Genomic DNA, 22,428 nt, shown 5'->3' on the forward strand with positions numbered 1-22,428 from the left:
CGCGGACCGCCAGGCGTACGCCCAGGGCGCGCAGCGTGCCGCGGGCCCAGCGGCGGAGCGCCGCCTGCCGGTCCCGGGCCGGCAGCACCGGCAGGATCACGGCCAGCCCGGCGCCCACCAGCAGCATTCCGGCCACCGCCAGCAGCCGTACCGCCCGACGGGCCGCCGACCGGGTCGAGCCGGTGCCGCCGGGCAGGCACTCCGGGCCGCAGCCCGAGGTGGGCCGCCACAGGTCGGGGGTGCTCACGCCGGCTCCCCGCCGAGGAAGTGCCGCAGGTAACGGGGGTTCAACCGGTCCAGGGAGAAGAGCACGTAGAAGTCGGCGCAGCCGAAGTCCGGGTCGTACGCCGGCTCGCCGCAGACCCAGGCGCCGAGCCGCAGGTAACCGCGGAGCAGCGGCGGGACCAGCGCGCGGCGCGCGGCCGGGTCGGCGGGGGCGGGGGCGGGGTCGGCGGCGGCCGGCGCCTCGCCGAACCACGGCCGACGGGGCGTCACCCGCAGCGGGGGCGGTGCCAGGTGCCGGGCGGTGACCTGCGACCAGACCTCGGCGACCGCGGTACCGCCGTCGGCCACCGGCACCGAGGCGCAGCCGCCGAGCCAGCGCGACCCGCGCAGGTGCAGGTAGCGGGTGATGCCGGCCCACATCAGGTTGATCACCGCGCCCGAGCGGTGGTCCGGGTGCACGCAGGAGCGGCCGGCCTCGACCAGGTCGTCGCGGAGCGGGGCCAGCGCCGTCAGGTCGAACTCGGTGTCCGAGTAGCGGCCGTCGGTACGCCCCGGCGGCAGCAGCCGGTACGTGCCGACCACCTCGTCGGTGCCCTCCCGCAGCACCACCAGGTGGTCGCAGTGGGCGTCGAACTCATCGGTGTCGAGCCCGGCGGCGTCCGCGGGCAGGGCGGCGCCGAGTTCGGTGGCGAACACCTCGTGACGCAGGCGTTGCGCGGCCGCGACCAGGGCTGGGTCGTCGGCGATCAGCAGGGTGTATCCGCTGGTCGTGAGGGGTGCGCCAGCGGCGTGCAGAACGGCCATGGGACCTGTGTAAGGGGCGCGGTTGCCGTCCCCGGTGACGAGGAGCGTCGATCCGGTGAACGCCGGCCGACACTCGCGTGGCAGGCTGCCGGGCAGAGCGCGGGAGGATTGCATGATCATCGAGTCGCGGTTCCACGGGCCGACCGGGTCGGGCAACGGCGGGTGGAGTGCCGGCGTGTTCGCGGCGGCGGTCGACGCCCGGGGGCCGGTGGAGGTCACCCTCCGCAAGCCCCCGCCGCTGGAGACCCCGCTGACCGCCGTCGGCGACGAGATCCGCGACCCGGACGGCCAGGTGATCGCCCAGGTACGCCCGGTCGACGAGTTCACCGCCGTGGTGCCGCCGGTGGACCGGCCGACCGCCGAGGCGGCCGCGCGGGCGTACCCCGGGCTGGTGGAGCACCCCTTCCCCGGCTGCTACGTCTGCGGCCCGCAGAACCCCGACGGACTGCGGATCTTCCCCGGCCGGCTGCCGGACGGGCGGACCGCCGCACCGTTCCGCGCCCCGGCCGAGGTGGTGCCGGCGACGGTCTGGGCCGCGCTGGACTGCCCCGGCGGCTGGGCGGTGATCGCCCCCGGCCGCCCGTACGTCCTGGGCCGGATCGCCGCGGTGGTCCGGGCGCTGCCGGCCCCCGGCGACGAGTGCGTGGTGACCGGCGCGATGGTCGGCGGCGAGGGGCGCAAGGCCGAGGTCCACTCCAGCCTCTACGGCCCGGACGGCGGGCTGCTCGGGTACGCCCGGGCCACCTGGATCGCGCTGCCCGCGGCCTGATCTCTCCTCCCTCAGGATGACCGCCTCCTGCCCCAGCGGGAGGAGGAGGTACGCGTCCCGCCTGATTGACCCGCTTGCCTACGGTTGCCAGGCTGTGCCACGGCGCCCCGCAACGGCGCCCCCACCGGCGCGCCCGCGCGCCGTGGCAGGAGAGGAGAACGATGTCCGACGGGCAGTGGAGCCCCAGCGCCGGGACCGGCCAGATCGTGGTGTCCGGACTGACGAAGCAGTACAAGAACGTCCGGGCGGTCGACAATCTGTCCTTCACCGTCCAACCCGGCCGGGTGACCGGCTTCCTCGGCCCGAACGGTGCCGGCAAGACGACCACCCTGCGCATGCTGCTCAACCTGGTGACCCCGACGGCCGGCGAGGCCACCATCGGCGGCCACCGGTACGCCGACCTCGCCGACCCGCTGCGCTCGGTCGGCGCGGTGCTGGAGGCGTCCAGCGCACACAAGGGCCGTACCGGGATCAACCACCTGCGGGTGATCTGCGCGGCGGCCGGGCTGCCCCGGCAGCGGGCCGACGAGGCGCTCGCGCTGGTCGGGCTGACCCCGGCGGCGAACCGCAAGTTCAAGGGCTACTCGCTGGGCATGAAGCAGCGGCTCGGGATCGCCGCCGCGATGCTCGGCAACCCGCAGGTGCTGATCCTGGACGAGCCGGCCAACGGCCTCGACCCGGAGGGGATCCGCTGGATGCGCGGCTTCCTCAAGGGGCTGGCCGCCGAGGGCCGCACCGTCCTGGTCTCCAGCCACCTCCTCTCCGAGATGCAGTTGCTCGCCGACGACGTGGTAATCATCGCGGCCGGCCGGCTGGTCCGGCAGGGCCCGGTCGACCAGGTGATCGGTTCGATCGCGCACGGCGGGCGGGTGCGGGTGCGCACCCCGCAGGCCGAGGAGCTGACCGCCGCGCTGCGCGAGCAGTCGGCCACGGTGGACGCCGACGGGCACGGCGCGCTGCTGGTGACCGGGGCGGACGCCCCGACCGTCGGCCGGGTGGCCCTGGCCGCCAAGGTGGAGCTGCACGAGCTGACCACCGAGCGCCCCGACCTGGAGGGGGTCTTCCTCGAACTGACGGCCGGAAAGGCGGAGATCCGATGAACCTGGTCCGATCCGAGCTGCTCAAGATCCGTACCACCAGCACCTGGTGGCTGCTGGGCATCGGGGCCTTCGTCGCCACCGCCCTGGCCTTCGCGGTGAACGCCTGGCTCGCCCACACCGTCCTGAGCGGCCGGGGCGAGGAGGTCGGCGTCAGCGGCGCGCAGGCGAGCGCACCGGCCCAGGCGGCCGGTCTCTACACCTCCGGGCAGTACCTCGGGCTGCTCTTCGTGATGCTGATCGGCATCCTGATGGTCACCAACGAGTTCTTCCACCAGACGGCGACCACCACCTTCCTGACCACGCCGCGCCGCACCTCGGTCATCCTCGGCAAGCTCGGCGCCGCGTCCCTGCTCGGCTTCGGTTTCTGGCTGGCCACCACGGTGGTCGACCTGATCGCCGGCGCGGCCTTCCTGTCCCTGGACGGCCACGGCACCCAGCTCGGCGAGTGGGAGGTACACCGGGCGCTGCTGTTCAACCTGCTGGCGTACGCGATCTGGACGATCCTGGGCGTCGGCATCGGGACGCTGATCCCCAACCAACTCGGCGCGGTGATCACCGCGGCGGTTCTCTACCTGGTCGGCACCCAGGTCGTGCAGCTGCTCTTCTTCCTGCTCTCCAACTGGCTCGACAGCGAGGCCGTGGTGAAGTGGCAGGTCGTCTGGCCAGCCGTCGCCTCCCAGGTGATGATCAGCGGGGAACCGAGCCAGTTCACCCCGGCCTGGTGGGTGGGCGCGCTCGTGCTGACCGGCTACGCCGTGGTCAGTGGGACCGCCGGCGTCCTGATCACCCGGCGGCGCGACATCGCCTGAGCCGCCCGCCCGACGAACGGCCCCGGCCGGTGACCCCGCGTCACCGACCGGGGCCGTCGCTCGCCAGGAGTTGGCGCCTATCAGGAGTTGGCACAACACGCAGGGTTTGCCGAGCTTCTGGCATCTTCTGTGAAACGGAACACCAGGCGGAGGCGAGAATGCCTGCGCCATTCGTACGGCGTAGCCTGGGAGCCGTCTTCCGCGTGCCCCTATCCGGGCACGGGATGACACCGCGTGACATTACGAACCCGCGTGAAAGAGGCGATTAGCGGCCGTGTCGACCCAGCAGACTTCGCAGGAGAACCCACTGGCGGGTTTCGGCCCGAACGAGTGGATCGTCGAGGAGATGTACCAGCGCTACCTCGCCGACCCCTCGAGCGTCGACTCGGCCTGGCACGACTTCTTCGCCGACTACCGACCCGCCCCCGGCGCCGCCACCCCGCGCCCCGACGGCCAGGCCAAGCCGGCCGCCAAGCCGGAGCCCGCCGAGCAGCAGGAGGCGGTCGCCACCGTCACCCAGCAGCCGGCCGCCAAGCCCGCCCCCGCCCCGGCCAAGCCCGCCGCCAAGCCGGCGGAGAAGCCGGCCGCCAAGGCCGCCCCGGCGAAGCCGGCCGCCAAGGCCCCGACCGCGAGCGCCGCCGGCACCACTCCGCTGCGCGGGGTCGCCGCCAAGATCGTCCAAAACATGGACGCCTCGCTCTCCGTGCCGACCGCGACCAGTGTCCGGGCCGTCCCGGCGAAGCTGCTGGTCGACAACCGCATCGTCATCAACAACCACCTGGCCCGCGGCCGCGGCGGCAAGGTGAGCTTCACCCACCTCATCGGCTACGCGATGGTCCGGGCGCTGGTCGAGCACCCGGAGATGAACAACTCCTACGCCGAGGTCGACGGCAAGCCGGCGATGGTCCGCCCGGAGCACGTCAACCTGGGCATCGCGATCGACCTGGCCAAGCCCGACGGCTCGCGCAACCTGGTGGTGCCCTCCATCAAGGGCTGCGAGCAGATGGACTTCCGGCAGTTCTGGCAGGCGTACGAGGACGTGGTCCGGCGCGCCCGCCGCAACGAGCTGACCATGGAGGACTACGCCGGCACCACCATCTCGCTGACCAACCCGGGCGGCATCGGCACGGTCCACTCGATCCCCCGGCTGATGCAGGGCCAGAGCGCCATCATCGGTGTCGGCGCGATGGAGTACCCGGCGCCGTACCAGGGCATGAGCGAGGCGACCCTGGCCGAGCTGGCGGTCAGCAAGATCATCACGCTGACCAGCACCTACGACCACCGGATCATCCAGGGCGCCCAGTCCGGCGAGTTCCTGAAGGTGATGCACGAGCTGCTGCTCGGCGAGCGCGGCTTCTACGACCAGGTCTTCACCTCGCTGCGCCTCCCGTACGAGCCGGTGCGCTGGATGCAGGACGTGGCCGTCGACTCCGAGGGCCAGATCAACAAGACCGCGCGGGTGCACGAGCTGATCCACGCGTACCGGGTGCGCGGCCACCTGATGGCCGACACCGACCCGCTGGAGTTCAAGATCCGCAAGCACCCGGACCTGGACGTCCTCCAGCACGGGCTGACCCTGTGGGACCTGGACCGGGTCTTCCCGGTGAACGGCTTCGCCGGCAAGCAGCGGATGAAGCTGCGCTCGATCCTCGGCGTGCTGCGCGACTCGTACTGCCGCCGGGTCGGCATCGAGTACATGCACATCCAGGACCCGGAGGAGCGGCGCTGGCTCCAGGAACGGGTCGAGCGCAAGTACGAGAAGCCGACCACGGACGAGCAGAAGCACGTGCTCAACCGGCTCAACGCCGCCGAGGCGTTCGAGACCTTCCTGCAGACCAAGTACGTCGGCCAGAAGCGCTTCTCGCTGGAGGGTGGCGAGTCGCTGATCCCGCTGCTCGGCGAGGTGCTGGAGTCCTCCGCCGAGGCCGGGCTCGACGAGGTCGTCATCGGCATGGCCCACCGTGGCCGGCTCAACGTGCTGGCCAACATCGTCGGCAAGCCGTACGAGAAGATCTTCTCCGAGTTCGAGGGGCACCTCGACCCGCGCTCGACCCAGGGCTCGGGCGACGTGAAGTACCACCTCGGCCAGAACGGCAAGTTCACCACCCCCGACGGCGCGCACGCCGTCAAGGTGTCGGTGGTGGCGAACCCGTCGCACCTGGAGGCCGTGGACCCGGTGCTGGAGGGCATCGTCCGGGCCAAGCAGGACCGGATCGACCTCAAGCTGGAGGGCTACACCGTGCTGCCGCTGGCGGTGCACGGCGACGCCGCCTTCGCCGGCCAGGGTGTGGTCGCCGAGACGCTGAACCTGTCGCAGCTGCGCGGCTACCGCACCGGCGGCACGGTGCACGTGGTGGTCAACAACCAGGTCGGCTTCACCACCGCCCCGGAGTACAGCCGGTCCAGCCTCTACAGCACCGACGTGGCCCGGATGATCCAGGCGCCGATCTTCCACGTGAACGGCGACGACCCCGAGGCCGTCGTACGGGTGGCCCGGCTCGCCTTCGAGTACCGGCAGGCGTTCAACAAGGACGTCGTGATCGACATGGTCTGCTACCGCCGGCGCGGGCACAACGAGGGCGACGACCCGTCGATGTCCAACCCGCAGATGTACCAGATCATCGACTCGAAGCGGTCGGTCCGGAAGCTCTACACCGAGGAGCTCATCGGGCGGGGTGACATCACCGTGGAGGACGCGGAGGAGCTGCTGCGCGACTACCAGTCGCAGCTCGAGCGGGTCTTCAAGGCCACCCGGGACGCCGCGACCACGCCGCGCCAGCTCAGCCGGCCGCCGCGGCTGGTGGAGCCGGAGCCGCTGGTCGAGACCGCCACCGAAGCCGCGGTCGTCAAGGCGATCGGCGAGGCGCACGTCAACCTGCCGGAGGGCTTCACCCCGCACAAGCGGATCCAGCAGTTGCTCGACCGGCGGGCGAAGATGTCCGTCGAGGGCAACATCGACTGGGGCTACGGCGAGATCATCGCGTTCGGCTCGCTGCTGCACGACGGGGTGACCGTCCGGCTCGCCGGCCAGGACTCCCGCCGCGGCACCTTCGTCCAGCGGCACGCCTCGATCGTCGACGCGAAGACCGGCGACGACTACCTGCCGCTGAAGTCGCTCACCGCCGACGGCGAGCGGTCCCGCTTCTTCGTGCACGACTCGCTGCTCTCCGAGTACGCGGCGATGGGCTTCGAGTACGGCTACTCGGTGGAGAACGTCAACGCGCTGGTCTGCTGGGAGGCCCAGTTCGGCGACTTCGTCAACGGGGCCCAGTCGGTGATCGACGAGTTCATCTCCTCCGGCGAGGTGAAGTGGGGCCAGCGCTCCGCCGTCACCCTGCTGCTGCCGCACGGCCACGAGGGCCAGGGCCCGGACCACACCTCCGGCCGCCCGGAGCGGTTCCTCCAGCTGTGCGCCGAGGACAACATGCGGGTGGCCATCCCGACCACCCCGGCGAACTACTTCCACCTGCTGCGCCGCCAGGCCCTGTCGTCGAAGCGCAAGCCGCTGGTGGTGTTCACGCCGAAGTCGCTGCTGCGGCACAAGCTCTGCGTGTCGCCGGTGGAGGACTTCACCACGGGCACCTTCCAGCCGGTCCTGGCGGACACCGCCGCCCCGGCGCCGGAGCAGGTGAAGCGGGTGCTGCTCTGCTCGGGCAAGGTCTACTACGACCTGTTCCAGGCCCGGCAGGAGCGGGGCGTCACCGACACCGCGATCATCCGGATGGAGCAGCTCTACCCGCTGCCCGTCGAGGAGGTCCGGGCCGCGCTGGCGCAGTACCCGAACGCCGAGGACTTCGCCTGGGTCCAGGAGGAGCCGGCCAACCAGGGTTCCTGGTCGTTCGTCGCGCTCAACCTGCTGGAGCACCTGCCCGAGGTCCGGCTGCGCCGCATCTCCCGCCCGGCCGCCGCCGCTCCGGCCGTCGGCTCGGCGAAGATGCACGAGGTCGAGCAGAACGCGCTGATCGAGGCGGCTCTCCCCCGCCCGTGACCTGACCGCACCGCGAGCACCGGGGCAGCGACCGCACGACGGCCGCTGCCCCGCCTCCGTGTGGCGGCCCCGTTTCCCGAGAGGACGAACCGTGTACTTCACCGACCGTGGCATCGAGGAGCTGGTCGAGCGCCGGGGCGACGAGCAGGTCAGCCTGGAGTGGCTGGGCGAACGGCTGCGCGACTTCGTCGACCTGAACCCCGAGTTCGAGACGCCGATCGAGCGCTTCGCCACCTGGCTGGCCCGGCTGGACGACGAGGACGACGAGTAGCTCGGTGCCCGCGCGGCCCGGGTTCAGCGGGCCGCCGCCACGATCAGGCGCAGGTACCGCTCGACGACCGCCGTCGTGCGCTCGGCGTCGCCGGTGGCCAGCAGATCGAGCAGGGCACCGCGCAGCACAGCCACGCCGAGGGACGGATCCCGGTCGCCGGTGTCGTGGCCGCCGTCGACCCCACCCTGGACCTCGGCGAGCAGCCCGAGCCAGTCCGCCACCGTCTGGCGGGCGAATCCCGCCCACGGTCCGTCCGGCTCGCTGAGCGAGCGGGCGTACGCCTGGGCCCACAGCACCAGCATCGGGCGGTGGGCGGGATCCACGAGCCAGCCCCAGGTCGCCCGTACCGCCGCCGCGAAGTCGTCCGGGCCCCCCGCCGCGCGGACCTGTCGGAGCGCGGCCAGTTCGTCGGACCTGGCCCGGGCGAGCAGGGCCCGGATCAGCTCCTCCTTCGAGCCGAAGAGAAAGAGCAGGACCCGGGGGCTGGATCCGATGGCGGTGGCGAGCGGGCGGAGGGACAGCTCCGCCAGCCCGTGCTCCATCGCGTACCCGTACGCCCGCTCCAGCAGTTCTTCGCGGCGGGCGCTGGGGGGTCGCTCGTGCTGGCTCACGGCGCTACTCTGCCACTGAAACGACTGTTTCAGTTCTGGAGGGGTATCGATGAGCGAGGAGATCCTCATTCGTCCGCTGGACCGTCCCGGTGACCTCGGCTGGGTGGTGCTGGCCCACGGCGAGCTGTACGCCGCCGAGTTCGGCTGGGACACCAGCTTCGAGGCGCTCGTGGCGCGGATCGTCGCCGACTACGCGGCCGACCACGACCCGGCCCGGGAGGCCGCGTGGATCGCCGAGCTCGACGGTGAACGGGTGGGCTGCGTCTTCTGCGTGGCGGCGGACGACCGGACGGCGCAGCTGCGGATCCTGCTGGTCGACCCCGCGGCCCGGGGACGGCGCCTCGGCGGCCGGCTGGTCGACGAGTGCCTCGCCTTCGCCCGGCGGGCGGGCTACACCCGGATGCGGCTCTGGACCAATCACCCCCTGGTCGCCGCCCGTCGGATCTACCTCTCCCGTGGCTTCCGGCTGATCCGCGAGGAACCCCACCACAGCTTCGGCACGGACCTGACCGGGCAGGTGTACGAAAGGGAGTTGGAGCCGGCCGACGGATGACGTCCTGATCCGCGGTGGGCGCGCCGGCCGTTGACGCGGTCCCCGGCGGTGGCGTCCACTGGAGAGCAGCGTCCAGGGTCCGACGAGGACACGCCGGACCACACGCCGCCCGACGCCAGGGAGGCGGAGATGAACCCCGAGCCCCGCAAGCCGCCGCAGGACGCGGTGACCGTCCGCCACCTGCGCCTCGGCATCGGATCCGTCGGCATCGCACTGCCGATCGTGCTGGTGGTCGGCCACCTGATCGTCGCCCGCCGGTTCACCCTGCTCGACTCGCTCAGCGGGTACTACCACACCGAGATGCGGGACGTCTTCGTCGGCTCGTTGTGCGCCGTCGGGGTGTTCCTCATCGCCTACCGGTACCGCCGGCCGGACGACGCGCTGGGCACCGTCGCCGGCGTCCTGGCGATCGTGGTGGCCCTCTTCCCCACCACGGTCGGCGCGCCCGCCGGCACCACCAGCCACAGCGATCGAACGGTCGGCGTGGTGCACCAGGCCGCCGCCGGGGCGCTCTTCCTGCTCCTCGCCGTCTTCTGCCTCTTCCTCTTCACCCGCCCGGACCGGGCCGGCCTGCCACCGAGCCCGTCGGCCCTGCGTTTCTACCGGGGCTGTGGCGCGCTCATCCTGGTGGCGATCGCGGTCGCGCTGGCGAGCACGCAACTGTCCGCGGACCTGCGGCACACGCTCAAGCCGGTGCTGTGGTGCGAGACGATCGCCGTGTTCGCCTTCGGGGCGGCGTGGGTGGCGAAGAGCGACGCCCTGTTCCGCGCCGCCGAGCCGGCCGACGTGGTGTCCGAACCGGCCACCGGGCCGGCCGCGCCGGCACCCTCGTGACCGCGGAACGGGCCGTCGGCCCCGGGCCCAAGGACCCGGGCGAGGTACGGTGCGATCTTGTAGCGTGAGGTCGTGGCGCGCAGCGTGTACCTGACCAGCGTGGGGTCGGGCGGGGGCAAGTCGACGGTCGCGCTCGGGCTGGCCGAGCTGCTGTCCCGTCAGGTCGAGCGGATCGGCGCGTTCCGGCCGCTGGTCGCGGGCCGGAGTCCGGACCAGATCCTCGCCCTGCTCACCGAGCGCTACCGGGTCGAGCTACCGGTCGACGAGCTGCACGGCTCCACGTACGCCGAGGCCACCGCGCTGGTGGCGGACGGGCGGCGGGAGGAGTTGATCTCCCGGATCGTGGCCCGCTACCGGGAGGTGGAGCGGCGCTGCCCGACGGTGGTCGTGGTGGGCAGCGACTTCGCCGACGGGGACGGCGCCGGCCCGCGCGAGCTGGCCTTCAACGCCCGGCTGGCCACCGAGTTCGGCAGCGTGGTGGTGCCCGTGGTCGACGGGTTCGGGCAGGAGCCCGAGGCGATCGCGGCGACGGTCCGCGGGGCGTACCACGACCTGACCGACCTGGGGGCGACCGTGGTGGCGGTGGTCGCCAACCGGGTGCCCGAGCCGATGACCCTGCCCGAGCTGCCCGTACCCGCGTACGTGATCCCGGAGGTGCCGGCCGTGTCGGCGCCGACGGTGGCCGAGGTGGCGGCGGCGCTCGGCGCCACCCTGCTCTCCGGTGACCAGGCGGCGCTGGAGCGGGACGTGCTCGACTATGTGGTGGGCGCGGCGCACGTCCCCACCCTGCTGGAACACCTGACCGACGGGGCCCTGGTGATCACCCCGGGCGACCGGGCCGACCTGCTGGTGGCGGCCGGCGCGGCGCACGTGGCCGGTCAGGTCTCCCTGGCCGGGCTGGTGCTGACCCTCGGCGAGCAGCCCGACCCGCGGGCGACGCGGCTGTTCGAACGGCTGAACACCGGGTTGGCCGTGCTCTCCGTGACCAGCGACAGCTACGCCACGGTCGAGGCGTCCAGCCACATCGAGGGCCGGCCCAGCGTGGCGAACCCGCGCAAGGTGGAGGCCGCGCTCGGCGCCTTCGAACGCTGTGTGGACACCGTCGACCTGGCCCGCCGGCTGCGGGTCAGCCGCTCCGCGCGGGTCACTCCGCTGATGTTCGAGAACGACCTGATCGACCGGGCCCGGGCGCAGCGCCGCCGGCTGGTGCTGCCCGAGGGCACGGAGGAACGCATCCTGCGGGCGGCGGAGGTCCTGCTACGCCGGGGGGTGGCCGACCTGACCCTGCTCGGCCGTCCCGACGAGGTCGCCCGGCGGACCCGGGAGCTGGGCATCGACGTCGGCGACGCCCAGGTGGTCGACCCGGCGACCAGCGAGTGGCGGGACGAGTTCGCCCTGGAGTACGCGAAGCTGCGCGCGCACCGGGGCGCCACGGTCGACCTGGCGTACGACATCGTGGCCCAGCCCAACTACTTCGGCACGATGATGGTGCAGACGGGCCGGGCGCACGGCATGGTCTCCGGCGCCACGCACACCACGGCGGCCACCATCCGGCCGGCGTTCGAGATCATCCGGACCGTGCCGGGCGTCTCGGTCGCCTCCAGTGTCTTCTTCATGCTGCTCGCCGACCGGGTGCTGGTCTACGGCGACTGCGCGGTCAACCCGGACCCGGACGCCGCCCAGCTCGCCGACATCGCCATCTCCTCGGCCGACACGGCCGCCCGGTTCGGCATCGAACCCCGGGTGGCGATGCTGTCGTACTCGACCGGCGACTCCGGCAGCGGCGCCGACGTCGAGAAGGTCGCGGCGGCCACCAAGCTGGTCCGGGAACGCCGGCCGGAGCTGCTGGTGGAGGGCCCGATCCAGTACGACGCGGCGATCGACCCGCAGGTCGCGGCCACCAAGCTGCCGAACAGCCCGGTGGCCGGGCGGGCCACGGTGTTCATCTTCCCGGACCTGAACACCGGCAACAACACGTACAAGGCGGTGCAGCGCTCGGCCGGCGCGGTGGCGGTCGGTCCGGTCATGCAGGGCCTGCGCCGGCCGGTCAACGACCTGTCCCGGGGCGCCACCGTGCCGGACATCGTCAACACCGTGGCGATCACCGCCATCCAGGCCGCCGCCGGGGAGTCCTCGTGAGCCGCATCCTCGTCCTCAACTGCGGGTCCTCGTCGGTCAAGTACCGCCTCTACGACGGCGACGAGGTGCGGGACAAGGGCACCGTCGAGCGGGTCGGCGAACCGGGCGGCGGGCCGGCCGACCACGAGACCGCGGTGCGGGAGATCATCGAGCGGCTCGACCTGGACGGCCTGGCCGGGGTCGGGCACCGGGTGGTGCACGGCGGCCGAACGTTCAGCGCGCCGGTGCGGCTCGACGACGCCGTGATCGCCGCGATCGAGGACCTCGTCCCGCTCGCCCCGCTGCACAACCCGGCGAACCTGGCCGGCATCCGGGTGGCCCGGGAGGCGCTGCCGGACACCCCGCAGGTCGCCGTCTTCGACACCGCGTTCCACCACACGCTGCCCGAGGAAGCCGCCACCTACGCGATCGACCGGGAGACCGCCGAGCGGTACGGCATCCGCCGGTACGGCTTCCACGGCACCTCGCACGCGTACGTCTCCCGCCGCACCGCCGAGCTGCTGAACCGGCCGTACGCGGAGCTGAACACGATCACCCTGCACCTGGGCAACGGGGCGAGCGCCTGCGCGGTCCGGGGCGGCCGGAGCGTGGCCACCTCGATGGGGATGTCCCCGCTGGAGGGCCTGGTGATGGGCACCCGCAGTGGCGACCTCGACCCGACGGTCATCTTCCACCTGCGCCGCGAGGCCGGGATGACCGTGGACGACATCGACGACCTGCTCAACCATCGCAGCGGCCTGCTCGGCCTGACCGGGGTCAACGACATGCGCGAGGTGCTGGCCCGCCGGGATGCCGGCGACCCGGCGGCCGCGCTCGCCTTCGCCGTCTACTGCCGGCGGATCAAGGGGTACGTGGGCGGGTACTACGCCCTGCTCGGGCGGGTCGACGCGGTCACCTTCACGGCCGGCGTCGGCGAGCACGCCGCGCCGGTGCGCGAGGCGTCGCTGGCCGGCCTGGAGCGGCTCGGCATCAGCGTCGACCCGGGCCGCAACGCGGGCAGCGGCGACCGGCTGATCTCCCCCGCCGGGGCCGAGGTCACCGTCTGCGTCATCAACACCGACGAGGAGCGGGAGATCGCCCGGGAGACCCGGGACGTGCTGCGGTCCTGAGGCCGCCGCGGTCGCGCGGCCGCACCAGCGTGTCCCGACGCCCGGGCGCAAGGGTCGTCGCCGCCTGTCGAGCTGACATCACGAACGACTCGCCGACCGGCCGGGCCACAACGCCGGGCACCCCGCCGAACGGTCGGCGCTCACCTGGCCATCGGCGCTCACCGGGGCCGTCGGCGGCCGGTCGGTGGAACGACGCGACCAGCGCCGGGCCGAGTGCGCGGGGCCGGGCTCCCGACCGCAGCGTCCCTGAGTCGTTTGCGACATCAGGTCGACAGCGTCCCTGGACCCATACTGGCGCCGGCTGCGGGCTGCCCGGGCGCTGGCCTCCGGATGCCGAAAGCCGGCGCCGGGCGTCGGCCGCACGGCGCTGGGCGCCAGACGCATCGCGCCGGACGCTGGGCGCTGGGCGCTGGGCGCATCGCGCCGATGCCCGCCGAGAGCCACCAGGGGGCGCCGGGGCGCGAGGCTCAGGACAGGGCGAGCCAGGCCACCAGGACGACCAGCACGACGGCGGCGCCGATGCCGGCGATGAGCGGCAGCCGGGGCGGCGCCGGCGCGGCGGCACCGGGATCGGGCGACGATTCCACGAAGGCGCGGAACTGCGCGGTGTTGCCGCTCGGGTCGGTGTAGTTCTCAGCCATGCGCGTGACCATAGCGAAGCGGGTCGACCCCGGAGGCCCCGCCGGGCCGGTGCCGGAAACCCGATCCGCCCGGTGGAGGCGCCCGCCGACCGGGTGGTGGCGGCACCCGGTCCGGACGGCGGGGCCGGGCCGCCCGCCCGGCCCTTACCGTGAAGGGATGAGGGTGCAGCCGCTGGTGGCCGCGCTGGTGTCGGCGTTGCTGGCCGGTTGCGGCCCGGCCACCGCCGCGACCGGGGAGCCGGTCCCGTACGCCGCCCGGCCCGCCCCGCAGCGGGCGTACGCGGTCGGCGTACGGCAGTTCGTCCTCGACCCGGGCGGTCCCCGGCCGCTGCCGATCACCGTCTGGTACCCGATGGAACCCGCCGTCCCGGTCCCGCCGGACGGCCCGGTGGTGCGGCCCGCGGTCCCGGTGGCCGCCGGCCGGTTCCCGGTGGTCGTCTACAGCCACGGCCTGCGCAGCCTCCCCGAGCTGCACGCCCCGCTGACCAGCCGGTGGGCCGCGGCCGGGTTCGTGGTGGCCGCGCCGACGTTTCCGCGGACGAACCTGCGGGCCCGGGAGTTCACCCGGGCGGACGTGCGCAACCAGCCCGCCGACGGGTGGCGGCTGATCCGTCACCTGGTACGCCTCGACACCCGGCCCGGGGATCCGCTCGCCGGGCACCTGGACGTCGCCCGGATCGCCGCCGCCGGGCACTCGGCCGGCGGCTTCACCACGGCCGGCATGTTCACCTCCGGCCACTCGGCGCGGCTGCGCTCCGGCATCGTGCTCGCCGGCGGCGGACTGGCCGGCAGCTTCGCCGGGCCGGTCGCCCCGCTGCTGTTCGTGCACGGCACCGCGGACCCGGTCGTGCCCGAGTCGGTGGGCCGGGCCGCGTACGCCCGCAGCCTCGGGCCGGCCGCCTTCCTGAGCCTGGCCGGGCAGGGCCACGGCGAGTATCTGGCCCCGGGCCGCCCCGGGTTCGCCCAGGTCCTGGCCACCACCATCGACTTCCTCCGGTGGACCCTCTACGACGACCGGTCGGCCCTGCACCGGCTCCGCGCCGACGCGGCCCTTCCGGGCGTCACCGCCTTCACCGCCCGCGCCCTGCCCGGCTGACGGCGGCGGAGGCTAGGGTCGGCCGCGTGGACGGGTTGACGCGAGGACAGTTGGACGCGATCAACGAGGTGCGGGAGCTGGCCGGACGGATCGGGATCGCGGTGTGGCTGCGGGGCGGCTGGCGCTCCGGGCGAGCGCGGCAGGCCGCCCGCCGCGCTGAGGCAGAATCGTCCTCATGCTCCGTCGCCATGCCGCCCTGGTCACCGCCGCCCTGCTCAGCGTGGGCCTGGCCGGCTGCTCCGGCGGGACCGTGGCACCGCGGCGACCCGCCGCGGAGGCGCCGCCGAAGGCGACCACACCCGCGCCGCGGGTACCCGCCGGGCACGCGCCCACGAAGAGCTTCGCGGTCGGCGTACGCCAGTTGAAGTTGAACCGCGACGGCGACCGTCCCCTGCCGGTGACCGTCTGGTACCCGGCCCGGGGCTCGGCGGGCGACGCGCCGGAGCCGTCCGCGCCGGCCGCGACCGGGCGGTTCCCGGTGGTGATGTTCAGCCACGGGCTGGGCGCCCGGCCGGAGGACTACCAGCTGCTGCTGAGCCGCTGGGCGGCGGCCGGGTTCGTGGTGGCCGCCCCGAGGTTCCCGCACACCGGTACCGGGGGCGACGGCAACCCGCTCGACGTGCTCAACCAGCCGGCCGACGTGTCGTACGCGCTGACCCAGGTGCTGGCCCTCGACGGGAGGGCGGGTGACCCGCTGCGCGGGCACCTGGCCCCGGACCGGGTGGCCGCCGCCGGACACAGCGCGGGCGGGGTGACCACCGTCGGGCTCTTCACCGCCGGGCGGGACGAACGGCTGGACGCCGGCATCGTCTTCGCCGGCACCGCGCTCGGCGTCGGGACCGGGTTCGCCGGGGCGGCCGCGCCGCAACTCTTCGTCCACGGCGAGGCCGACGAGGTGGTGAGCTACGCCGCCGGCAAGGCGGTCTACGACGCGGTGCCCTGGCCGAAGGCGATGCTCAGCCTGCCCAAGGGCGACCACGGCCGCGCCCTGCTCAGCGACGGCAAGGCGCTACGCGTGGTGGCCGACACCACGGTCGAGTTCCTCCGCTGGACCCTGTACGGCGACGCGGCGGCGAAGAACCGGCTCCCCGCCGACGCCACCCGGGGCGGCCTCGCCACCCTGGACGACCACCTCTGAGCGGCCGTCCAGGGCAGCGGGCGTCAGGCGGTGTGGTCGATGACGACCTTGCCGAAGACGTCGCCGGAGGCGAGGCGCGCGAAGGCCTCCTCGATCCGGCTGAACGGCACCACGCTGTCCACCACCGGGCGCACCTCGCGCTCGGCGCAGAACGCGAGCAGCTCGGTGAGCTCGTCCGGGCTCCCCATCGAGGTGCCCAGGATCTCCAGCTGCATGGCGAAGACGCGACGCAGGTTGACCTTGGGCTCGTGCCCGGCGGTGGCGCCGGAGACCACGATCCGGGCCATCGGGGCGGCCGACTTCAGCGAGTGGTCGAAGGTGGCCGCGCCGACCGTCTCGATCACCACGTCGACCCGCTCGGGCAGCCGGGCGCCGGGCTCCAGCGCGGTCGCCCCCAGCTCGGCGATCCGCTCCCGCTTGGCGGCGTCGCGGCTGGTGGCGTACACCCGCTTGCCGAGCGCGACGCCGAGCGCGACGGCCGCGGTGGCCACGCCCCCGCCGGCCCCCTGGACCAGCACCGACTCGCCCTCGTCCACCCGGCCCTTGGTGGTCAGCATCCGCCACGCGGTGAGCCAGGCCGTGGGCAGGCAGGCCGCGTCGGTGGGCGACAGGCCGTCCGGCAGCGGCAGCAGGCTCATCCGGGGTACGGCCACCCGCTCGGCGAAGGTGCCGGGGAAGTGCTCGGAGAGGATGGAGATCCCGCGCGGGTCGGCCGGGGTGGGCACCACGGGGTAGATGACCACCTGGTTGCCGTCCGGGTCGGTGCCGACGGCATCGCAGCCGAGGATCATCGGGAGCTGGTCGCCGGTGAGGCCCACCCCGCGCAGCGACCAGAGGTCGTGGTGGTTGAGCGAGCTGGCCCGTACCTGCACGGTGACCCAGTCGTCCTGCGGGCGGGTCGGCTCGGGGCGGTCGCCGACGGTGAGCGCGGCGAGCGGGTTGTCGGCGTCGAAGGCCGAAGCATAGGCGGCACGCATGATCGGCACCGTAACCCTTCCCTCGATTCAGCGACGGGCGACCCCGTCGCGGCGGGCCGCCTCGGCGACCGCCTCGGCCACCGCCGGGGCGACCCGCGGGTCCAGCGGGGAGGGCACGATCGCCTCGGCGGTCAGCGACTCGGCGACCACGTTGGCGATGGCGTCCGCGGCGGCCACCTTCATCCCGTCGGTGATCCGGGTGGCCCGGGCGTCCAGCGCGCCCCGGAACACCCCGGGGAAGGCGAGCACATTGTTGATCTGGTTGGGGTAGTCGCTGCGGCCGGTGGCGACCACCGCGACGTGCCGGGCGGCCACCTCGGGGTGCACCTCGGGGGTGGGGTTGGCCAGCGCGAACACGATCCCGCCCGGGGCCATCCCGGCCACCGCCGCCTCGGGGATCTGCCCGCCGGAGACGCCGACCAGGACGTCCGCGTCGCGCAGCGCCTCGGTGATGCCGCCCTGCCGGCCTTCGGCGTTGGTGGTCTCGGCCAGCTCGGCCTTGGTCCCGGTCAGCTCGCGGTGCCGCCCGATGATGCCCTTGGAGTCGCAGACCACCACCTGGTCCGGGTTGACGCCGCCGGCGATCAGCATCTTGGTCACCGCGACCCCGGCCGCGCCGGCCCCGCTGACCGCCACCCGCAGGTCGCCCAGCTTGCGGTTGAGCAGGGCCGCCGCGTTGCGCAGCGCGGCCAGCACCACGATCGCCGTGCCGTGCTGGTCGTCGTGGAAGACCGGGATGGGCAGGGCCTCGTCCAGCCGCCGTTCCACCTCGAAGCAGCGGGGGGCGCTGATGTCCTCCAGGTTGATCCCGCCGAACGAGGGGGCGAGCGCCCGCACCGTCGCCACGATCTCGTCGACGTCCTGGGTGTCCAGGCAGACCGGTACCGCGTCCACGCCCGCGAACTGCTTGAACAGCACCGCCTTGCCCTCCATCACCGGCATTGCCGCGCGCGGGCCGATGTTGCCGAGGCCGAGTACGGCGGAGCCGTCGGTGACCACGGCGACGGTGTGCGACACCCAGGTGTAGTCGTCGGCGAGGTCGGGATCGGCGGCGATCGCCTCGCAGACCCGGGCCACCCCCGGGGTGTACGCGAGGGAGAGGTCCTCCCGGCTGGTGAGCGGGACGGTCGAGGCGACCGCCATCTTGCCCCCCAGGTGCAGCCGGAAGACGGGATCAGCGGGGTCCGGCGTGGACGCAGACATGGTGACTCCAGGATCTGTCGAGCAGATGGACCGGCCGGCTCGGCGCGCGATGGTCTGCGGCCGGCGGGGCGGTGGTGCGGGGGGTCACCCGGGCACTTTCCGAGCATAGTCACGCGCCCGGTAGCCGGGTGTGAGCGGGGTCATATCCGTGGCCGCCGACCGGTGACGAGTCCGGGACGGGGCCAGTACCGGGCCACCACCCGGCCCCGGACGTCGGCCACCCCGTACGCCCGGGAGTCGTCGGTGACCAGGTCGTTGTCGCCGCGTACCCACCAGCCGCCGTCCTGCGGACGGACCGCCCGCTTGACCACGAGCAGGTCCGGGCGGCTGCGGAAGACGGCGACCACGACGTCGCCCGCCCGCACCGGCCGCCCCCCGGTACGCACCAGCACCGCGTCGCCGTGCCGCAGCGTGGGGACCATGGACGGGCCGGTGACCAGCACCGCCGCCAGCGGGCCGCGCAGCACCGGCGCGCCGGGGCCGTTCACGGCACGCACCGGGGTTTCACCTCTCGCCCGCCGGGGAGCATGTCCAGGAGTAATGTCGTCTCCGATCATCGCAAACATCCCATGGAGGACCTGATGCGCCTTCCCCGCATCCTCACGCCGCGTGTGACCGCGAGCGCCCACTGCGACCTTCCGTGCGGCGTGTACGACCCGGCGCAGGCCCGGATCGAGGCCGAATCGGTCAAAATGATCTGCGAGAAGTACCAGTCGAACACCGACCCGGAGTTCCGCACCCGGGCGATCATCATCAAGGAGCAGCGGGCCGAGCTGGTCAAGCACCACCTGTGGGTGCTCTGGACCGACTACTTCAAGCCGGCCCACTTCGAGAAGTACCCGCACCTGCACCAGCTCTTCAACGAGGCCACCAAGCTGGCCGGCGCGGCCGGCGCCAAGGGCGCGACCGACCCCGCCAAGGCCGACGAGCTGCTCTCGAAGATCGATGAGATCTCGAAGATCTTCTGGGAGACCAAGCAGGCGTGAGCCTGACCGACCAGGCACCGACGATCCGGCCGGCGCGTCCCGAGGACGTGCCGGCCGTCGTCGCGATGGTGCACGAACTCGCCGACTACGAGAAGGCCCCCGAGCAGTGCCACCTCACCGAGGAGCAGCTCACCGCCGCGCTGTTCAGTTCAGCGCCGGCACTGTACGGGCACGTCGCGGTGGACGCGGCGGACCAGCCGCTCGGCTTCGCCCTCTGGTTCCTCAACTTCTCCACCTGGGAGGGCGTGCACGGCATCTACCTGGAGGACCTGTACGTCCGACCGGCCGCCCGGGGCACCGGGGCCGGCCGCCGGCTGCTCGCCACCCTCGCCGCGATCTGCGTCGAGCGCGGCTACCGGCGGCTGGACTGGTGGATGATCAACTGGAATCCGGCGGCCCGCTTCTACGCCGCGATCGGCGCGACCCCGATGGAGGAGTGGGTGCCGTACCGGCTCACCGGGGCGGCACTGCACGAGCTCGCGGCGCGGGCGACGGGCGTGATCACCCAACCGCCCGCCTGACCGGGTAGAGTCCCGCACCGGGGGGATGAGGCGTGACTCAACTGACCGGCCAGCCGGCGATCGACGACGACGTGGTGCACCTCACCGTGCCCGCCGACGGCGGCTACCTCGGCGTGCTCCGCACCGCCACGGCCGGCCTCGCGGCCCGGCTCCAGTTCGCGCTCGACGAGATCGAGGACCTGCGCATCGCGGTCGACGAGGCCTGCGCGATGCTGCTCGCCATCGCCACCCGCAACGCCGAACTGGAGTGCCGGTTCGCGGTGACCGAGGATGCGCTCACGGTCGAGGTGACCGTGCCGACCGTGCGGGGTGCGACGCTTCCCGCCGAGTCGTCCTTCGCCTGGAAGGTGCTCACCGCGCTCACCACCGCGGCCTCGGCGCGCGCCGCCGACGGTCGCGCCACCATCTCGCTGCTCACCCGCCGCGCCTCCGGTTACTGACCCGCCCCGGCGGCTCAGTGGAAGCCGAGGGCGCGGTTGGTCGGTGTGCTGACCAGCAGGGCGGTCACCCCGAGGCCGAGCGCCATCAGCGGCAGGCCCAGCCAGCCCAGGCCGCCCTGGATCATGTACCAGCCGACCGGCAGCAGCATGAGCTGGAGCACGATGGCCGGGGCCCGACCGCCGGACCGGCGGCGGGCCAGCGCGCCGCCGAGGGCCCACAGCGCCGCCGCCCCGGCGAGCGCGAACGCCGTCACCAGCAACGCCGAGACCAGGTCGTGGGTGGGCGCGGTCAGGTCGGACCAGATCAGCCACACCGCGACCAGGCCGAGCGCGACCGCCTCGGCGCGCAGCAGGCGTACGGCCCAGTGGAGCGTGGTGGGCAGCGGGTGGGCGTCGGCGTCGATCGTCACGGGCGCCACGATACCCGTGGGTAGGCGCGGTACAGTGCCGTCCCATGCGGGCCGTCCTGGTCGTCAACCCGAAGGCCACCACCACCAGCGAGCGCAGCCGGGATGTCCTGGTCCGAGCGCTGCGCAGTGAAGTCGACCTGTCGGTGCGGTACACCCGCCGGCGGGGCCACGCCACGGACCTGGCGCGGGAGGCCGCCGAGGAGGGCGTCGACCTGGTGGTCTCGCTGGGCGGCGACGGCACGGTCAACGAGGTGGTGAACGGCCTGATGGCCGCCGAGCCGCCGACCTTCCGTACCGGGAACACCCCGGCGGAGCGGCTGCCGGCGCTGGCCACCGTGCCGGGCGGCTCGACCAACGTCTTCGCCCGCGCGCTCGGCCTGCCCAGGGAGTGGCCGGACGGGACCAGCATGATCCTCGAGGGGCTGCGGCTGGGCCGGTCGCGGACCATCGGCCTCGGGCGGGCGGACGACCGCTACTTCACCTTCTGCGCCGGGTTCGGCATCGACGCGGCCGTCATCCGGCGGGTGGAGCAGGCCCGCAAGCACGGCCGGGTGTCCACGCCGGCGCTCTACTTCCGCTCCACGGCGGCTCAGTACTTCCTCGGCTCGGACCGGCGGCACCCCGCCATCACGCTGGAACGGCCCGGCGAGACCGCCGAGGCGAACCTGGCCACGGTCATCATCCAGAACACGGCGCCGTGGACCTACCTCGGTGAGCGGGAGATCAACCCGAACCCGGAGGCGTCGTTCGACCTCGGGCTGGACGTGCTGGCGATCCGGCAACTCAGGGTGGTGAGCACCACCCGCACCGTCACCCAGTTCTTCTCCCGTACGCCGGATCCGCACGGAAAACAGGTGCTCCGGCTGCACGACACGGCGGAGTTCACCCTGCTCTCGGCCCGTCCGCAGGCGTTCCAGCTCGACGGGGACTACCTGGGCGAGCGGGAGAAAGTCAGATTCACATCCGTTCCGGCCGCGCTGAGAGTAATCTGCTAGGTCTCGGGTACTCCCGTCGGTTGATGCGGTGACCTACCGCGCGTACGCGTGGCACGCCACACCGAAGGGAAGGGCCGGAAATGTCAGCAATGTCACCCAGACTCTACTATATTGATCCTCGACTGTGGTACGCCGGGTAACGAGAGCTCTCCCAAACCCGGACAAATGGGTGGTGAGCCCGCTCACTGTTCGGAGTTTTTCCGAGCGCCACCCTTGACATCGGCGTAGTTCGTGAAAGTATTCACAAGCGAACTTGTGTTACCGGGACATTGCCTGGATATGCTCGGCAGGTTGAGCTGTTCCAGCAGGTCTTGGGGCCCAGCAGCCTGCTCACGCAGCGCCGAATTGACGGATGCTGACCGTCACGGATCGGCAATGCGGATGCATATAGGAAAAGCAACGAAGCGTTATCTGGCCACCCACAAAGAATGAGGAGTGTTGCCGCCATGGACTGGCGCCACGATGCCGTCTGCCGCGACGAGGACCCGGAGCTGTTCTTCCCGATCGGGACGTCCGGTCCGGCCCTCCTGCAGGTGGAGCAGGCCAAGGCCGTCTGCCGGCGCTGCCCGGTGACCGACCAGTGCCTGCAGTGGGCGCTGGAGTCCGGTCAGGACGCCGGCGTCTGGGGCGGGATGAGCGAGGAGGAGCGCCGCGCGGTGAAGCGCCGCGGCGGTCTCCGGGTGCTGCGCGCTCACTCCGCCTGATCGCACCGCAGCTACACGCCCCGGCCGGGTCGCCCGCCGGGGCGTTCTGCTGTCCGTAACCCATGACCTCCCGATACCCCGTCGCCGCCCTTCTTGATCATTGGA

At 73.0% G+C, this 22,428-nt stretch carries 23 protein-coding genes and 1 pseudogene; 16 read left to right on the forward strand and 8 right to left on the reverse strand.

Annotated elements, in window-relative coordinates; translation table 11 throughout:
* Together ONA70_RS21635 and ONA70_RS21640 are read right to left on the reverse strand one after the other, a co-directional pair.
* Nucleotides 1-247 (reverse strand): annotated as a pseudogene (locus ONA70_RS21635) (lysophospholipid acyltransferase family protein); the annotation flags it as partial.
* The gene (locus ONA70_RS21640) at nucleotides 244-1,029 is read right to left on the reverse strand and encodes a GNAT family N-acetyltransferase (RefSeq protein ID WP_265008296.1); all 786 of its coding nucleotides are present in this window, start codon (nucleotides 1,027-1,029) and stop codon (nucleotides 244-246) included. The gene ONA70_RS21640 and the pseudogene ONA70_RS21635, both read right to left, overlap by 4 nt.
* A 112-nt stretch (nucleotides 1,030-1,141) precedes the next feature.
* Between ONA70_RS21640 and ONA70_RS21645 the strand changes: the two genes are divergently transcribed.
* From ONA70_RS21645 to ONA70_RS21665, 5 genes are all read left to right on the forward strand, one after another.
* On the forward strand, nucleotides 1,142-1,798 hold the full coding sequence (locus ONA70_RS21645; protein WP_265008297.1) for a hypothetical protein: 657 nt from the start codon (nucleotides 1,142-1,144) through the stop codon (nucleotides 1,796-1,798).
* A 161-nt stretch (nucleotides 1,799-1,959) separates the two neighbouring features.
* Nucleotides 1,960-2,898 (forward strand): ABC transporter ATP-binding protein, encoded by a 939-nt coding sequence (locus ONA70_RS21650; protein ID WP_265008298.1) that lies wholly within the window; start codon nucleotides 1,960-1,962, stop codon nucleotides 2,896-2,898.
* Nucleotides 2,895-3,707 (forward strand): ABC transporter permease, encoded by an 813-nt coding sequence (locus tag ONA70_RS21655; protein ID WP_265008299.1) that lies wholly within the window; start codon nucleotides 2,895-2,897, stop codon nucleotides 3,705-3,707. The genes ONA70_RS21650 and ONA70_RS21655 overlap by 4 nt, the downstream gene beginning before the upstream one ends.
* A 274-nt stretch (nucleotides 3,708-3,981) precedes the next feature.
* Entirely contained in the window at nucleotides 3,982-7,695 is a 3,714-nt protein-coding gene (locus ONA70_RS21660; RefSeq protein ID WP_265008300.1) for a multifunctional oxoglutarate decarboxylase/oxoglutarate dehydrogenase thiamine pyrophosphate-binding subunit/dihydrolipoyllysine-residue succinyltransferase subunit, read from the forward strand.
* 91 nt (nucleotides 7,696-7,786) lie between these two features.
* A complete protein-coding gene (locus ONA70_RS21665; RefSeq protein ID WP_089009804.1) occupies nucleotides 7,787-7,966 on the forward strand; it encodes a DUF6104 family protein in 180 nt (59 codons plus the stop codon).
* Between the two features lie 23 nt (nucleotides 7,967-7,989).
* Here the strand turns inward: ONA70_RS21665 and ONA70_RS21670 are convergent, their stop codons facing one another.
* On the reverse strand, nucleotides 7,990-8,577 hold the full coding sequence (locus ONA70_RS21670; protein ID WP_265008301.1) for a TetR/AcrR family transcriptional regulator: 588 nt from the start codon (nucleotides 8,575-8,577) through the stop codon (nucleotides 7,990-7,992).
* A gap of 49 nt (nucleotides 8,578-8,626) precedes the next feature.
* Between ONA70_RS21670 and ONA70_RS21675 the strand changes: the two genes are divergently transcribed.
* The 4 genes from ONA70_RS21675 to ONA70_RS21690 all read left to right on the forward strand — a co-directional run bounded on the left by ONA70_RS21675 (nucleotide 8,627) and on the right by ONA70_RS21690 (nucleotide 13,212).
* A complete protein-coding gene (locus ONA70_RS21675; RefSeq protein WP_265008302.1) occupies nucleotides 8,627-9,130 on the forward strand; it encodes a GNAT family N-acetyltransferase in 504 nt (167 codons plus the stop codon).
* A gap of 129 nt (nucleotides 9,131-9,259) precedes the next feature.
* Entirely contained in the window at nucleotides 9,260-9,964 is a 705-nt protein-coding gene (locus ONA70_RS21680) for a hypothetical protein (protein WP_265008303.1), read from the forward strand.
* A 72-nt stretch (nucleotides 9,965-10,036) separates the two neighbouring features.
* Nucleotides 10,037-12,103 carry a phosphate acetyltransferase gene (pta, locus tag ONA70_RS21685; protein WP_265008304.1) on the forward strand — a complete coding sequence of 689 codons (2,067 nt, stop codon included), beginning with the start codon at nucleotides 10,037-10,039 and terminating at the stop codon, nucleotides 12,101-12,103.
* Nucleotides 12,100-13,212, forward strand: coding sequence for an acetate/propionate family kinase (locus tag ONA70_RS21690; RefSeq protein WP_265008305.1), 1,113 nt, complete (start codon nucleotides 12,100-12,102; stop codon nucleotides 13,210-13,212). The genes pta and ONA70_RS21690 overlap by 4 nt, the downstream gene beginning before the upstream one ends.
* Before the next feature lie 467 nt (nucleotides 13,213-13,679).
* On the opposite strand, the gene ONA70_RS21695 is transcribed toward ONA70_RS21690, so the two are convergent.
* The gene (locus ONA70_RS21695; RefSeq protein WP_265008306.1) at nucleotides 13,680-13,853 is read right to left on the reverse strand and encodes a hypothetical protein; all 174 of its coding nucleotides are present in this window, start codon (nucleotides 13,851-13,853) and stop codon (nucleotides 13,680-13,682) included.
* A 157-nt stretch (nucleotides 13,854-14,010) separates the two neighbouring features.
* Between ONA70_RS21695 and ONA70_RS21700 the strand changes: the two genes are divergently transcribed.
* Both ONA70_RS21700 and ONA70_RS21705 read left to right on the forward strand, forming a co-directional pair.
* Nucleotides 14,011-14,949, forward strand: a complete 939-nt coding sequence (locus ONA70_RS21700; RefSeq protein WP_265008307.1) for an alpha/beta hydrolase family protein — start codon at nucleotides 14,011-14,013, stop codon at nucleotides 14,947-14,949.
* A 175-nt stretch (nucleotides 14,950-15,124) separates the two neighbouring features.
* Nucleotides 15,125-16,087: an alpha/beta hydrolase family protein gene (locus ONA70_RS21705; RefSeq protein ID WP_265008308.1), complete on the forward strand. Its 963-nt coding sequence runs from the start codon at nucleotides 15,125-15,127 to the stop codon at nucleotides 16,085-16,087.
* 23 nt (nucleotides 16,088-16,110) lie between these two features.
* Here ONA70_RS21705 and ONA70_RS21710 read toward each other — a convergent pair whose 3' ends face one another.
* From ONA70_RS21710 to ONA70_RS21720, 3 genes are all read right to left on the reverse strand, one after another.
* A complete protein-coding gene (locus tag ONA70_RS21710) occupies nucleotides 16,111-17,073 on the reverse strand; it encodes a zinc-binding dehydrogenase (protein WP_265008309.1) in 963 nt (320 codons plus the stop codon).
* Nucleotides 17,074-17,091: 18 nt separating this feature from the next.
* On the reverse strand, nucleotides 17,092-18,267 hold the full coding sequence (locus tag ONA70_RS21715; RefSeq protein WP_265008310.1) for an NAD(P)-dependent malic enzyme: 1,176 nt from the start codon (nucleotides 18,265-18,267) through the stop codon (nucleotides 17,092-17,094).
* A gap of 140 nt (nucleotides 18,268-18,407) precedes the next feature.
* Nucleotides 18,408-18,764 carry a S24/S26 family peptidase gene (locus ONA70_RS21720; protein WP_265008311.1) on the reverse strand — a complete coding sequence of 119 codons (357 nt, stop codon included), beginning with the start codon at nucleotides 18,762-18,764 and terminating at the stop codon, nucleotides 18,408-18,410.
* A gap of 84 nt (nucleotides 18,765-18,848) precedes the next feature.
* On the opposite strand from ONA70_RS21720, the gene sodN reads away from it, so the two are divergent.
* The 3 genes from sodN (at nucleotide 18,849) to ONA70_RS21735 (ending at nucleotide 20,214) form a co-directional block, all read left to right on the forward strand.
* Nucleotides 18,849-19,253, forward strand: coding sequence for a superoxide dismutase, Ni (gene sodN / locus ONA70_RS21725; RefSeq protein ID WP_265008312.1), 405 nt, complete (start codon nucleotides 18,849-18,851; stop codon nucleotides 19,251-19,253).
* A gap of 65 nt (nucleotides 19,254-19,318) precedes the next feature.
* The gene (locus ONA70_RS21730; RefSeq protein ID WP_265008316.1) at nucleotides 19,319-19,774 is read left to right on the forward strand and encodes a GNAT family N-acetyltransferase; all 456 of its coding nucleotides are present in this window, start codon (nucleotides 19,319-19,321) and stop codon (nucleotides 19,772-19,774) included.
* Nucleotides 19,775-19,806: 32 nt separating this feature from the next.
* Nucleotides 19,807-20,214, forward strand: coding sequence for an ATP-binding protein (locus ONA70_RS21735; protein WP_265008313.1), 408 nt, complete (start codon nucleotides 19,807-19,809; stop codon nucleotides 20,212-20,214).
* Nucleotides 20,215-20,228: 14 nt separating this feature from the next.
* Here ONA70_RS21735 and ONA70_RS21740 read toward each other — a convergent pair whose 3' ends face one another.
* Complete coding sequence (locus ONA70_RS21740; protein WP_406601227.1) at nucleotides 20,229-20,618, reverse strand: hypothetical protein; 390 nt, start codon at nucleotides 20,616-20,618, stop codon at nucleotides 20,229-20,231.
* 50 nt (nucleotides 20,619-20,668) lie between these two features.
* Here ONA70_RS21740 and ONA70_RS21745 point away from each other — a divergent pair, with 50 nt between their 5' ends.
* Nucleotides 20,669-21,619, forward strand: a complete 951-nt coding sequence (locus tag ONA70_RS21745; RefSeq protein ID WP_265008315.1) for a diacylglycerol/lipid kinase family protein — start codon at nucleotides 20,669-20,671, stop codon at nucleotides 21,617-21,619.
* Between the two features lie 446 nt (nucleotides 21,620-22,065).
* The gene (locus ONA70_RS21750; RefSeq protein WP_073834718.1) at nucleotides 22,066-22,323 is read left to right on the forward strand and encodes a WhiB family transcriptional regulator; all 258 of its coding nucleotides are present in this window, start codon (nucleotides 22,066-22,068) and stop codon (nucleotides 22,321-22,323) included.
* Nucleotides 22,324-22,428: the final 105 nt, after the last annotated feature.

The sequence above is a fragment of the Micromonospora yasonensis genome, assembly GCF_026013475.1.
GTDB lineage: Bacteria > Actinomycetota > Actinomycetes > Mycobacteriales > Micromonosporaceae > Micromonospora > Micromonospora yasonensis.

Excerpts from the sequence above, each read along its gene's own strand:
- ONA70_RS21640 (WP_265008296.1), bottom strand. The coding sequence starts at position 1,029 with ATGGCCGTTCTGCACGCCGCTGGCGCACCCCTCACGACCAGCGGATAC.
- ONA70_RS21645 (WP_265008297.1), top strand. The coding sequence starts at position 1,142 with ATGATCATCGAGTCGCGGTTCCACGGGCCGACCGGGTCGGGCAACGGC.
- ONA70_RS21650 (WP_265008298.1), top strand. The coding sequence starts at position 1,960 with ATGTCCGACGGGCAGTGGAGCCCCAGCGCCGGGACCGGCCAGATCGTG.
- ONA70_RS21655 (WP_265008299.1), top strand. The coding sequence starts at position 2,895 with ATGAACCTGGTCCGATCCGAGCTGCTCAAGATCCGTACCACCAGCACC.
- ONA70_RS21675 (WP_265008302.1), top strand. The coding sequence starts at position 8,627 with ATGAGCGAGGAGATCCTCATTCGTCCGCTGGACCGTCCCGGTGACCTC.
- ONA70_RS21680 (WP_265008303.1), top strand. The coding sequence starts at position 9,260 with ATGAACCCCGAGCCCCGCAAGCCGCCGCAGGACGCGGTGACCGTCCGC.
- ONA70_RS21695 (WP_265008306.1), bottom strand. The coding sequence starts at position 13,853 with ATGGCTGAGAACTACACCGACCCGAGCGGCAACACCGCGCAGTTCCGC.
- ONA70_RS21700 (WP_265008307.1), top strand. The coding sequence starts at position 14,011 with ATGAGGGTGCAGCCGCTGGTGGCCGCGCTGGTGTCGGCGTTGCTGGCC.
- ONA70_RS21705 (WP_265008308.1), top strand. The coding sequence starts at position 15,125 with ATGCTCCGTCGCCATGCCGCCCTGGTCACCGCCGCCCTGCTCAGCGTG.
- ONA70_RS21715 (WP_265008310.1), bottom strand. The coding sequence starts at position 18,267 with ATGTCTGCGTCCACGCCGGACCCCGCTGATCCCGTCTTCCGGCTGCAC.
- sodN (WP_265008312.1), top strand. The coding sequence starts at position 18,849 with ATGCGCCTTCCCCGCATCCTCACGCCGCGTGTGACCGCGAGCGCCCAC.
- ONA70_RS21730 (WP_265008316.1), top strand. The coding sequence starts at position 19,319 with ATGGTGCACGAACTCGCCGACTACGAGAAGGCCCCCGAGCAGTGCCAC.
- ONA70_RS21745 (WP_265008315.1), top strand. The coding sequence starts at position 20,669 with ATGCGGGCCGTCCTGGTCGTCAACCCGAAGGCCACCACCACCAGCGAG.
- ONA70_RS21750 (WP_073834718.1), top strand. The coding sequence starts at position 22,066 with ATGGACTGGCGCCACGATGCCGTCTGCCGCGACGAGGACCCGGAGCTG.